Source organism: Pseudomonas sp. GW821-FHT02H09 (assembly GCF_059421425.1).
Genome location: NZ_JBWKVA010000031.1, coordinates 19677 through 32216, shown reverse-complemented (window position 1 = coordinate 32216; position 12540 = coordinate 19677). Strand labels below are relative to the sequence as shown.

The following is a 12540-nucleotide window of genomic DNA, read 5'->3' as shown; positions in this document are numbered from 1 at the left end:
ATGGCTTTTGTTCAGGCAAAAAAAAACGGCGCACTGACCAAGTGCACCGTAAAGCCGTAGAACAACAACGATTTCAGTAAAACCAATCAGTCCAGCAGGGCCAGAGCCTCTGCAGTGCATTCCTGGATCCGGGCCCAGTCACCGTTTTTGATCCACTCGGGATCCAGCATCCAGCTACCGCCGACGCACATCACATTTTTCAGCGCCATGTAGCTCTTGATATTGGCCGGGCTGACGCCGCCAGTCGGGCAGAAGCGCACTTCGCCGAACGGACCGCCAAGGGCTTTGATCGCTGCGACGCCGCCGCTGACTTCCGCCGGGAACAGCTTGAAGCGACGATAGCCCAGTGCATAGCCTTCCATGATCCCGGAAGCGTTGCTGATGCCGGGCAACAGCGGAATCGGGCTGTCGACGCTGGCTTGGAGCAAGTCGCGGGTGATGCCCGGGGTGACGATGAATTGCGAACCGGCCGCTTCAGCAGCGGCAAGCATGTTGCGATCCAGCACAGTGCCGGCACCGGTGACCAACTCTGGACGCTGCTCGCGCAGCAGCTGAATCGCCTTGAGGCCGAACTGCGAACGCAAGGTCACTTCCAGGGCAGTCAAACCGCCGGCCGCCAGCGCATCGGCCAGCGGCAGAATGTCTTGTTCACGAGCGATGGTGATCACTGGCAGAATCCGCGCCTTGGCACAGAGGCTGTCGATCAGGGCAACTTTGTCCGCCATGGAAACGGTCGGGAGTGTGTTTGTCATAGCGGCTGATCCTTGGCTCATGGGCACCAGTAAATCTCTAACGTAGGTTGCAAAAATGCGCGAATCGGCATAACGGCGATATCGTCACCAGCCAGCGCGGCACTCAGGGTGGTCAATTTGGATTGACCGGAAATAGACAGAACAGTGACCTTCGCCGAAGCCAGCAGCGCACGGCTCATGCTCAGACGCTGATGCGGCACGGTCGGCGCCAGCATCGGCCAGCAGCGGCGCGAACCATCAAGCTTCAGTGCCTGGCCAAGGTTCGGGCTGTTGGGGAACAGCGAAGCGGTATGCCCATCATCGCCCATGCCCAGCACCAGCACGTCGATCGTCGGCAACTCGGCCAACAAGCGGTCTGCCAGCTGCGCAGCTTCTTCCAGGTTTGCCGAAGCGCTGTACAGGCTCAGGAACCGCGCTTTCGCAGCCGGGCCTTGCAACAGATAACGCTTGAGCAGGCCGGCATTGCTGTCAACGTGCTCCACCGGTACCCAGCGCTCATCGGCCAGGGAGACCACGACCTTCGACCAATCCAGATCCTGCTTGGCCAGGCACTGGAAAAATGCCACCGGACTGCGTCCGCCCGACACCACCAGAGTCGCTGCGCCACGGGCGCTGATGGCCTCGCGCAGCTGCTCGGCTACATTGAGTGCCAGGCCTTCAGCCAGCAGCATCGGAGTAAGGAACTCATGGGCGCTGACGCCCTGAGGCAGTTTGAATTCAGATATCGCCATACCACGACCTCCCATCCCGCGTAATCAGTGCAATTGAGCTCATCGGCCCCCAGGACCCGGCCGCATAAGGCTTGGGCGCATCACCGGATTTTTTCCAGCCGGCGATCAACTGGTCACACCACTTCCACGCAGCTTCGATTTCATCTTTACGGACAAACAGGTTCTGATTGCCGCGCATCACTTCCAGTAACAACCGCTCGTAGGCATCGGGAATCCGCGCGCTGCGATAGGTGTCGGAAAAGTTCAACTGCAATGGACCGCTGCGCAGTTGCATGCCTTTGTCCAGCCCTTGTTCCTTGGTCATCACGCGCAAGGAAATACCTTCGTCCGGTTGCAGGCGGATGATCAGTTTGTTGCTGATCTGCAGGCGCTGCTCGGGGGCGAAGATGTAGTGCGACGGTTCCTTGAAGTGGATGACGATCTGCGACAGCTTCTGCGGCATGCGCTTGCCGGTACGCAGGTAAAACGGTACCCCGGCCCAACGCCAGTTGCGAATATCGGCGCGCAGGGCAACGAAGGTTTCAGTGTCGCTCTGGGTGTTGGAGTTTTCCTCCTCCAGATAACCCGGTACCGATTTGCCTTCGCTGTGGCCGGCGATGTACTGGCCACGCACCACTTGAGTGGTCAGGCCTTCCGGACTGATCGGCGCCAGTGCCTTGAGTACTTTTACTTTCTCGTCACGAATACTGTCGGCAGACAAGTCGGCCGGAGGATCCATGGCGATCAGGCAGAGCAGTTGCAGCAGGTGATTCTGGATCATGTCGCGCAATTGGCCGGCCTTGTCGAAGTACCCCCAACGGCCTTCGATACCGACCTTCTCGGCCACGGTGATTTCCACGTGGGAGATGTAATTCTGGTTCCACTGGGTTTCGAACAAGCTGTTGGCAAAGCGCAGTGCGATGAGGTTCTGCACCGTCTCTTTGCCCAGGTAGTGGTCGATCCGATAGGTACGGTTTTCCGGGAAGAACTGCGCTACCGCATCGTTGACCTTGCGCGACGACTCGAGGTCCGAACCGATGGGTTTTTCCAACACCACGCGGGTGTTCTGAGTCAGCCCGACCTTCGACAGGTTCTCGCAAATCGCACCGTAGACCGCCGCCGGGGTGGCGAAGTAAGCAATCACACGCTGCGCGGTTGCGGCCCGTTCGGCCAGGGCGACGTAATCATCAGCCTTGAGGAAGTCGACATGCAGGTAACTCAGACGTGCCAGGAAGCGATCGACCACGGCTTCGTCGAGTTCCTTGGCATCCACATACCGGCGCAGTTCGGCCTCGATGAATGCCAGATGCTGCTGCTCGCTGCCAGGCTCACGCGCCAGCGCGATAATCCGCGTGTCGTCGTGCAGCAGGCCAGCACCATCGAGCTGATACAAAGCAGGAAACAACTTGCGAAGCGCCAGATCGCCGAGGGCGCCGAACAAGGCAAAGGTGCACGGTTCAACCGTAATCGAGGGCATGATGTTTGTTCTTTTATCAAGTTAAGCTACAAATACCTTTTTTTAAGGCATCACTCAAGAGAAAATGTAGTAATAAACACAACATTTACTCAAAATATAGATTCCGAGTGGTGGTAGGTCGAGGCCATCAGTAGGATAGGCCACCGCCGAGGGCCGCTTCAAAGGCCCAATTTGCATAGCCGACCCAAGGAACATATATGGACCGCGTGCGAAATCTTCTGGAACAGATCCAGAAACGCCTCGAAGAATTGAACAAGGCTGAACGCAAAGTCGCCGAAATCATCCTGCTCAATCCGCAGCAGGCGACCCGCTTCAGTATCGCCGCCCTCGCCCAGGCCGCTTCGGTCAGCGAGCCGACGGTCAATCGTTTCTGCCGCTCGTTCGGCGTCAGCGGCTATCCGGAACTTAAACTGCAGCTGGCCCAGAGCCTGGCCAGCGGCGCGGCCTATGTCAGCCGTGCAGTGGAGGCTGACGACAATCCTGAAGCCTACACCCAGAAAATCTTCGGCAGCGCCATCGCATCCCTGGACAGCGCCTGCCAGGCGCTGGACCCGAACCTGATCAGCCGCGCGGTAGATCTGTTGATTCAGGCACGGCAGATCCACTTCTTCGGCCTCGGTGCTTCGGCTCCGGTGGCACTGGACGCCCAGCATAAATTCTTCCGCTTCAACCTGGCCGTCACAGCCCATGCGGATGTGCTGATGCAGCGGATGATAGCCTCGGTCGCTCACACCGGTGAGTTGTTCGTGATCATTTCCTACACCGGCCGCACTCGCGAACTGGTGGAAGTGGCGCGCATCGCCCGGGAGAACGGCGCTTCGGTACTCGGCCTGACCGCCGCCGACTCGCCCCTGGCCAAGGCCAGTACCCTGAGCCTGAACATCCCGCTGCCCGAAGACACTGACATCTATATGCCGATGACTTCACGGATCATCCAGCTCACCGTGCTCGACGTACTTGCCACCGGCATGACCCTGCGCCGTGGCGTGGACTTCCAGCCGCACCTGCGCAAGATCAAGGAAAGCCTCAACGCCAGCCGGTATCCGATTGGGGATGAGTTCAACTGACACACTGATCGTTCCCAGAGACATTCCCACGCGGAGCATGGGAACGATCACTAAGCCCCGACTCTCGCCTGCAAGCTCAAATGCGCCCTCTCCCCCGGTGCCAGGCTGAGGCTGTCGGTCCCGCCGCTGGCCGCTTCAACGCAGACGAACCCAGAGACCTCACTCCAGCTCACGCCCAACAATGGCCGCGTCCCGGGATGCCAGACCACGGTGTCGGCGCTGTCACCGGTATCGATACACAATTCGCGCTGCCAGGCATGGTCCTTTAGCTGCAATTCACCCTCATGCTGGAACACCCGCTGGCAGCCGCCGTCCACCCGCAGTTCGCCTTCCTGTTGGCAAACCTTGCGATTCAACTGGTCATAACCCTGCGCGCCGTCGAGCCCAGACAGCGCTACCTCGCCAACGTCACCAATACGCCAGTAAGCGTGCAAAGCATGACTCAACTGGCACGGCAGACTGTCCTGATGCTCGGTGCTCAGGCGCAAGTCCATGCTTTCCCCCAAATGCGCATGGAGGTCCACTTGCCAGTCGCACAGTTGCAATTGCCAGTGCAGGCATACGCCATCATCGTCACTGCTGCTGTCGAGCAGCTTCCAGTCGATCAACCGTGCCCAGCCATGGGAGGGCCAGGCGTTTTCGCTTGGATGTCGGCCATACCAGGGCCAACACACCGGCACACCACCGCGAATCGCCCCGACCTGCGGCCACTTCGCCGCACACCAGAGCCAGGGCTTTTGCCCCCGTGGCTGGAAGTGCAGCAGTTGCGCCCCCTGGCGACTGAACACCGCCTGGCACAGCGGATGATCGATCACCAGCACATCACGCAACTGATAGCGCTCCCACGCAAACGTCGGGCGTGCGCGGAGTGATTTGAAAAAGCGTTGTAGCGGGTGCTCATGCATGTGCCGCGGTCCTGAAAATCATTTGCCTACCTGTTGATCGTTCCCACGTCGAGGCGTCGAACCGTCTGCGTGGGAATGCCGCTCTGGACGCAGAGCGTCACGGGATGCGTTCCCACGCGCGCGCGTGGGAACGATCATATGTGTGCCCCAAAAAAAAGCGGATAGCCAAGGCCATCCGCAAAATGCGCACATAGAGAGGGAGCTTATCGCAGCTGCGTTAGAACACCGACTGAATTTTCAGGCCGGCGACGATTGCGTTGTCGACTTGATCGACACCACCTGGGTGCATCACGTATTGCAGGTTCGGGCGCACGGTCAGCCAGTTGGTCACATGGAAGCCGTAGTTCAGCTCGGCGTTGTACTCGGTTTCCTGGATCGGCAGGAAGCTCGGGTTGTCAAAGTCGCTGATGCCGTTCAGGTCGTTGGTCAGACGACGTTGTTTTTGCGCATCGTCGTTGACGTGGATGCGGGCGATGCCGATACCGACGTCATCCTTCGGACGGGCATCGAACGGACCTTTGTAGACCAGCATGATCGACTGGTAGTTGTCGACGACGTTGGTGTCCTTGTCGTGGAAGGTGGCATTGGCGGCGATATTCAGGCCGCGCGAGGCATCGCCGTTGTGATCGGTAAGTTGCTGCTGGGCGACGAACCAGTAGCCATGCTTGCTGCTGTGGGATTTGAAGGCGCCACCGGACACCGGTTGCGGCTGACCATCGGCACCTTCAAAGACGTCGTCGGCCTTGGCGGTGCTGTAGTAGTAACCGACGCGGTATTCGCCTGGCAGGTTGTTGACCTTAGGCGACCAGACCAACTCCACCGGCAGGATGGTGCCTTTGGTGCCGCTGCCGCTGAGTTTGAAACTGTTGCCGGTTTCCAGCTGGGACGGGTTCTGGTTGTAGGCGCCAATCTGCGCAAAGAGTTCAGGCGTGATGTTGTACTTCACACGGATCGCCGCCTGACTGACGGGCCAGTTGAACCAGATGTTACCGACCCAGTTACCCACCTGGGAACCGCAGAACGCCAGGTTCTGGAAGTCGCAGGGGAAGGTGTTGAAGTCTTCGCCTTCACCGAAATAGCCGGCCTTCACGTCCAGCTTGCCGTCGAAGTATTTCTGCTTGAGCCACAGCTGGGTCAGACGCCAGGTCTGCCCACGCCCCCAGACTTCCTGAGATGAACTGAAGGTGCCGGCACGCGGATCACTGATCCGGTCGTTAGAGATGTTGCGACCGCTACGCTCGGTGATCGCCACTTTGAATTCAGTGTCTTTCCAGCCGAGAATCTTCTCCAGGTCCAGATGCGCGCCAAGCCCGAACTGGTCGCTGTAGCGTGCTGTCCTGTCGTTGTTGAAACCACCTTTGAGGTTAGCGCCGACCTCACCGACGTAGTCCAGCGTGAAGTCGTAGCCCTTCTCGATCAGCGCCGTCCGTTCCCCACCCCAGTCACCGGTCATCCACTTCGAGTTTTCGCTGAACGCATCTGCAGCCTGTACGCTACCGACCAGACTCATCGCCGCCACGGCTGACAACTGGCAGATAAGCTGGCTATTGGCGTTTCTTTTTTTCATCCCTACATCCTCGTCTTTATTGTTATTAACTGTTTTTATCTAACGCGGTTTACATCGATTGCGACGCGTGACAGACCACCCCGCCACGAACTCAGTGGCCCTTGAACTGCGCCACGTTGGTGCTACGAGCCTCAACTTGCGGCTGACCGGCAACCCCCAGACGTTCACCGGTTTTGGCGTCGAACAGCAGCACTTTGGATGGATCAAATTGCAGCGTCAGGGTTTCTCCCGCTTGCGGCGCGACGTCCGGCGCCAAACGGCAGCAAACCTTGGTTTCATTGAGATTGACGAATACCAGGGTGTCCGGACCGGTGGGTTCGGTGACCTGGACTTCAGCACGAATAATCGGCAAGCCGTTCGGCTCGTGCGCTGCCAGAACGATCTGTTCCGGACGCATACCGAGGATCACTTCACGTTCTTCAAGACCCGCATCCTGCATACCCAGCGGCAGCTCGCAACGCGCCTGGCCGCTGTCGAGCAGCGCCACCAGACGGCCTTCCTTGCGCTGCAAACGCAGCGGGATGAAGTTCATCGGCGGCGAGCCAATGAAGCTGGCGACGAACAGGTTGGCCGGATCGTTGTAGATCTGCTTCGGCGTACCGAATTGCTGAATGATCCCGTCCTTCATCACCGCCACTTTGTCGCCCAGGGTCATGGCTTCGATCTGATCGTGGGTGACATAGACCGTGGTGGTTTTCAGGCGCTGGTGCATCAGTTTCATTTCGGTGCGCATCTCGACCCGCAGCTTGGCGTCGAGGTTGGACAGCGGTTCGTCGAACAGATAAATCTTCGGCCGCCGAGCCAGTGCGCGGCCCATGGCCACACGCTGTTGCTGACCACCGGAGAGCTGGCCGGGTTTGCGGCTGAGCAGGTGTTCGATTTGCAGCAGCTTGGCGACGCGGGCCACTTCCTCTTCGATCTCGGCCGCCGGCATTTTGCGGATCTTCAATCCGAAGGCGATGTTGTCGCGCACGCTCATGGTCGGGTACAGCGCGTAGGACTGGAACACCATGGCGATGTCGCGATCCTTGGGGCTCATGCCGCTGATGTCAGCGTCGTCCACCAGAATCGCCCCGCCGCTGATGTTTTCAAGTCCCGCGATGCAGTTCATCAAGGTCGACTTGCCGCAACCGGACGGGCCGACGAGGATCAGGAACTCACCGTCATCGATCTTCAGTTCGATGTTTTTCAGGGTGTCCGGCAAACCGCTGCCGTAAGTCTTATTAACATTGCGTAATTCGAGAGTTGCCATGTTCTACCCCTTGACCGCGCCAGACGTCAGCCCACGCAGGAAATACTTGCCAGCGAATATGTAAACCAGCAGTGTCGGCAGCCCGGCGATCATCGCCGCCGCCATATCAACGTTGTATTCCTTGACCCCGGTGCTGGTGTTGACCAGGTTGTTCAGGGCCACGGTGATTGGCTGGGCATCGCCACTGGCGAAGACCACACCGAACAGGAAGTCATTCCAGATCTGGGTGAATTGCCAGATCAGGCAGACCATCACGATCGGAATCGACATTGGCAGCAGGATCTTCCCGAAGATGGTGAAGAACCCCGCACCATCGAGCCGCGCCGCTTTCACCAGCGCATCCGGAATGCTCACGTAGTAGTTACGGAAGAACAACGTGGTGAACGCCAGCCCGTAGACGATGTGCACCAGCACCAGGCCCGTGGTGGTATTGGCCAGGCCGAGTTTGCCGACGGTGAACGATGCCGGTAGCAGCACGGTCTGGAACGGCAGGAAGCAACCGAACAACAGCAGGCCGAAGAACAGCTGTGAACCACGGAAGCGCCACATCGACAGCACATAACCATTCATCGCGCCGATGAAGGTCGAGATCAGCACCGCCGGGACCGTGATTTTCACCGAGTTCCAGAAGTAGCCGCCCACGACGTCCCAGGCCTTGATCCAGCCAATGCCGTCGATCACTTGCGGCCAGCTCAGCAGGTTGCCGGTGCGGATGTCTTCCGGGGATTTGAAGCTGGTCAGCAGCATCACCACCAGCGGAATCAGGTACACCGCTGCGGCCAACAATAAGGTCGCGTAGATCGCTATGCGGCTAAAGCTGATGGCAGGTTTGCCAGGCTGATTACTCATGACGTTTGCCTCGCAGTTCGGAGTACAGGTACGGCACCAGAATCGCCAGGATCGCGCCGAGCATCATCATCGCGCTCGCCGAACCGATGCCCATCTGGCCACGGCTGAAGGTGAAGGAATACATGAACATTGCCGGCAGGTCGGAGGAGTAACCCGGACCGCCCGCCGTCATCGCCGCCACCAGGTCGAAGCTCTTGATCGCGATGTGCGCGAGGATCATGAAGGCGCTGAAAAACACCGGACGCAGGCTCGGCAGGACGATCTTCAAATAGATGGTCGGCAAGCTCGCACCATCGACTTGAGCGGCACGGATGATCGATTGATCGACACCGCGCAGGCCGGCCAGGAACATCGCCATGACAAAGCCCGAGGCTTGCCACACAGCGGCGATTACCAGGCAGTAGACCACGCGATCCTGATCCACCAGCCAGTCCAGGCGAAAGCCTTCCCAGCCCCAGTCACGCAGCATCTTGTCCAGCCCCAGGCCTGGGTTGAGCAGCCATTTCCAGGCGGTACCGGTGACGATCATCGACAGCGCCATCGGGTACAGGTAGATGGTGCGTATGAAGCCTTCCTTGCGAATGCGCTGATCCAGCAGCACCGCCAGAAACACGCCGAGCACCAGGCTGATGCCGATGAACATACCGCCGAAGACCGCGAGGTTCTTGCTCGCGACCCACCAGCGGTCGTTTTCCATCAACCGGATGTACTGCTGCAGGCCTACCCACTTGTAGCTCGGCATGAAGCTGGAATTGGTAAAGGACAGAACGAATGTCCATATGATGTAACCGTAAAAGCCAACCAGGACGATCAGCATGCTCGGCGCCAAAACCAGTTTGGGGAGCCAGCGCTGCAGTGCGTCAAACGGTGAGGCTTTGCTGAAAACCGCCACAGAGCTCATCGGGATAATCCAGGTGAAGAGAAGTGAATGCGCACAGTGACCCCTTGTGGGAGCGAGCTTGCTTGCGATGACGCAATAACAGTCAACATCTCTGTTGAATGTCAGTCAGCTATCGCGAGCAAGCTCGCTCCCACAGGGTCACGCGGCGTCAGGGACTACTGGGCGGCTTTGATGGCCGATGCCAATTGGGCGCTGGCCTTGGCCGGGTCAGCGCTCTTGTCGTTCATGAAGTTGGTCACCACATCGAAGATCGCGCCCTGTACCGCCAGGGACGTGGCCATGTTGTGCGCCATGCTCGGTTGCAGGCCGCCGGTCTTCTCGTCAGCCAGGAAATCCTTGGCCGACGCCTGGGCGCAGGAGTCGAAGCCCAACGTGCTCATGTCATTGAGCATGTCGGTGCGAACCGGGATCGAACCTTTGTTGATGCTGAAGACCTTCTGGAAGTCTTTACCCAGCGCGACCTTGGCCAGGTCCTGCTGAGCAGCGATATCGCCGGTGCGATCAGCCTTGAGCTTGAACACCGCGAGGGAGTCGATGTTGTAGGTGAAGGCTTTTTCAGTGCCCGGGAACGGCACGCACTGATAGTCCTTGCCGGCTACCTTTTGGGCGGCGGTCCATTCGCTTTTGGCCCAGTCACCCATCATCTGCATGCCAGCCTTGCCATTGATAACGTCGGCGGCGGCGATGTTCCAGTCACGACCCGCGCGGTTGGGGTCCATGTAACCGGTGAGTTTTTTCAGCTCAGTGAAGGACTTGACCATTTCAGGGCCGGAAAGGGTTTTCTGGTCCAGATCGACCAGGGCTTTCTTGTAACCATCAGCGCCCATGACCGAGAGCACCACGTCTTCAAACACGGTGCTGTCCTGCCAAGGCTGACCGCCGTGGGCCAGGGCAATGAAGCCTGCGGCTTTCAGTTTGTCGCCAGCGGCATAGAACTCTTCGAGGGTGGTCGGGGCTTTTTCGATACCGGCTTTCTTGAAGACGGCCGGGTTGATCCACAGCCAGTTGACCCGGTGGATGTTCACCGGCACAGCGACGTAATCGCCTTCGTACTTGACGGTATTGGCGACCTTGACCGACAGCAGGCTGTCCCAGTTTTCCGCTTTGGAAACGCCTTTCAGGGCGTCGGTGCTGAGCAGGCCAGTGCTGCCCCACTCCTGGATATCCGGGCCTTTGATTTGCGCGACACCCGGCGGGTTACCCGCCACGGCGCGGCTTTTGAGTACGGTCATGGCTGTAGCGCCACCGCCGCCGGCAACTGCACCGTCCTTCCAGGTGAAGCCGTCTTTTTCGACTTGAGCCTTGAGGACATCGACCGCTGCTTTTTCACCGCCAGAAGTCCACCAGTGCACAACTTCCACGGAACCTTTGGATTCGGCAGCCAGGGCGCTGAGGGGAAACAATGAGGCGAGAGAAATGACAGTGGCGAGGCGAGAAATCGCATTCATCTGAAGTACCTTTCTTGTTGTTATGCATGCAAGTCTGGTGCTTGCGCTGCATAGGATTTTAACCAGGGCTTTAGCCTTCGCAGGTAACGAAGGGACGCGTAAATGTCACGACATGGTTACACAGCAACGCTCAGGGATAACTGCGCCAGGGCAGTTGCCATGCTGGGCGCCAGAGGCAGACGGGGCAGCAGAACGGCTTGCCAGGCGTGATAGAGATCGGGTTTTCCGGCCCAGATATCGGCACTGGGTCGATTCTGCGGGTCCAGTTCGTGATGCCAACTGCCATTGTCTCGATCGATCAGCCGGGTTTCGCTGAACTCCCAAAACAACCGATACCAGGTTTCGTAACGAGGCTCACCCGTGCGCTTGAGCAAAGCGCTGGCGGCGGCACTGGCTTCGGCATGTGTCCAGTGCAATCGATGGCGAACCACCGGGCGATTGTCCCAGTCCAGGGTATAGACGATGCCCGGCGCCCCATCGACTGCCCAACCATAACGGCAGGCACTGTCGAACAAGCCCTGGGCATCCGTCGCCAACCATTGCGGTGTCAGCAGCCCCGCCCGATGACGAGCTGCTTCGAGGTGCAGCACCAGCCGCGCCCATTCGAAACCGTGGCCGGGGGTAGTGCCGTAGGGCCGGAAACCATCGTCGGGTTTGTCCTGGTTGTATTCGCGTAGCGGCTGCCAGTGTCGATCGAAATGCTCGATGACCATGAACTCATTGGCCGCAGCATGGGTATGAATCACTCGCTCGACGATGCGCAACGCGCGGTCCAGCCAGCGACTGTCCTGGGTGACATCCGCCAGGGCCAGAAAAGCCTCGGTTGCATGCATATTGCTGTTGGCGCCGCGATAGGTTTCTTCGTCACTCCAGTCACGATTGAAGGATTCGCGCATGGCGCCCTCCTCTTCGCTCCAGAAGTGCTCGTCGATAATCGTGATCGCATCCGCCAGTAAGGCCTGTGCACCCGGCCGCCCGGCGACAACCGCAGAGCTGGCAGCCAGCGCTACAAAAGCATGCAGGTAGGCGGCTTTGCCCGTGTTGCCGTCGCGGTGGGACGGCGCGGCAAACCAGCCGCCGTGCCTGGCGTCCCGAAGCGGTCCGCTCAGGGCGGCGATACCGTGATCGACCAGCTCGGCAAACCCGGATATGCCCTGAATGTGCGCCATGGCAAAGCTGTGGGTCATGCGCGCGGTGTTCATGGTTTCGGCTTGGGCATTGGCCGGGAGGCAGCCCTGATAGTCGAGATTGCCAAAGCCTTCGACAACTTTCGCGGCTTTGGCGAATGACAACAGACGCTGGCCTTCGGCGGCGAGCCAGGCGTGGTGGGCAGGCGAATTCAGCCAACTGCTGAACGTTGGAGGAGTGGTGTCCATTGGGTACCTTTTTTTGTTGTTATGACTGACTGGAGTCTAAACAACGCGTGGTACAGCGCAGGTAACGAAGGACCGGCCGAATGTCACCGCTCAGTGACACAAGAGGATCCGCTTTTCGTAGCAGCTGGCGAAGCCTGCGTTCGGCTGCGCAGCGGTCGCAAAATGGCAAACTACAATACGTCAGGATGATCGGAGATGGCCGGATTACGACTGCTGCGCAGCCGGACGCAGGCTTC

At 59.1% G+C, this 12540-nt stretch carries 11 protein-coding genes; 1 reads left to right on the top strand and 10 read right to left on the bottom strand.

What is annotated here, in order from left to right; translation table 11 throughout:
- Window positions 1-86: 86 nt before the first annotated feature.
- The 3 genes from AC07VR_RS29410 to zwf are packed head-to-tail and all read right to left on the bottom strand — an operon-like array spanning window position 87 to window position 2939.
- The gene (locus tag AC07VR_RS29410; RefSeq protein ID WP_494992121.1) at window positions 87-752 is read right to left on the bottom strand and encodes a bifunctional 4-hydroxy-2-oxoglutarate aldolase/2-dehydro-3-deoxy-phosphogluconate aldolase; all 666 of its coding nucleotides are present in this window, start codon (window positions 750-752) and stop codon (window positions 87-89) included.
- 17 nt (window positions 753-769) lie between these two features.
- Window positions 770-1483 carry a 6-phosphogluconolactonase gene (pgl, locus tag AC07VR_RS29405; RefSeq protein WP_494992120.1) on the bottom strand — a complete coding sequence of 238 codons (714 nt, stop codon included), beginning with the start codon at window positions 1481-1483 and terminating at the stop codon, window positions 770-772.
- Complete coding sequence (gene zwf, locus AC07VR_RS29400; RefSeq protein WP_494992119.1) at window positions 1470-2939, bottom strand: glucose-6-phosphate dehydrogenase; 1470 nt, start codon at window positions 2937-2939, stop codon at window positions 1470-1472. Before zwf ends, pgl begins: the two co-directional genes overlap by 14 nt.
- Window positions 2940-3145: 206 nt before the next feature.
- Between zwf and AC07VR_RS29395 the strand changes: the two genes are divergently transcribed.
- Window positions 3146-4006 (top strand): MurR/RpiR family transcriptional regulator, encoded by an 861-nt coding sequence (locus AC07VR_RS29395; RefSeq protein WP_494992155.1) that lies wholly within the window; start codon window positions 3146-3148, stop codon window positions 4004-4006.
- A 50-nt stretch (window positions 4007-4056) separates the two neighbouring features.
- Here the strand turns inward: AC07VR_RS29395 and AC07VR_RS29390 are convergent, their stop codons facing one another.
- The 7 genes from AC07VR_RS29390 to AC07VR_RS29360 form a co-directional block, all read right to left on the bottom strand.
- Entirely contained in the window at window positions 4057-4911 is an 855-nt protein-coding gene (locus AC07VR_RS29390; protein WP_494992118.1) for a D-hexose-6-phosphate mutarotase, read from the bottom strand.
- A gap of 217 nt (window positions 4912-5128) precedes the next feature.
- Window positions 5129-6478, bottom strand: coding sequence for a carbohydrate porin (locus AC07VR_RS29385; RefSeq protein ID WP_494992117.1), 1350 nt, complete (start codon window positions 6476-6478; stop codon window positions 5129-5131).
- Window positions 6479-6569: 91 nt separating this feature from the next.
- Window positions 6570-7730 carry an ABC transporter ATP-binding protein gene (locus AC07VR_RS29380; RefSeq protein ID WP_495013360.1) on the bottom strand — a complete coding sequence of 387 codons (1161 nt, stop codon included), beginning with the start codon at window positions 7728-7730 and terminating at the stop codon, window positions 6570-6572.
- 3 nt (window positions 7731-7733) lie between these two features.
- The gene (locus AC07VR_RS29375; RefSeq protein ID WP_494992115.1) at window positions 7734-8579 is read right to left on the bottom strand and encodes a carbohydrate ABC transporter permease; all 846 of its coding nucleotides are present in this window, start codon (window positions 8577-8579) and stop codon (window positions 7734-7736) included.
- On the bottom strand, window positions 8572-9480 hold the full coding sequence (locus tag AC07VR_RS29370; RefSeq protein WP_123426692.1) for a carbohydrate ABC transporter permease: 909 nt from the start codon (window positions 9478-9480) through the stop codon (window positions 8572-8574). The genes AC07VR_RS29375 and AC07VR_RS29370 overlap by 8 nt, the downstream gene beginning before the upstream one ends.
- Before the next feature lie 155 nt (window positions 9481-9635).
- Window positions 9636-10928, bottom strand: a complete 1293-nt coding sequence (locus tag AC07VR_RS29365) for an ABC transporter substrate-binding protein (RefSeq protein ID WP_495013359.1) — start codon at window positions 10926-10928, stop codon at window positions 9636-9638.
- A 116-nt stretch (window positions 10929-11044) separates the two neighbouring features.
- Window positions 11045-12304, bottom strand: coding sequence for a D-mannose isomerase (locus AC07VR_RS29360; protein WP_495013358.1), 1260 nt, complete (start codon window positions 12302-12304; stop codon window positions 11045-11047).
- Window positions 12305-12540 lie beyond the last annotated feature (236 nt).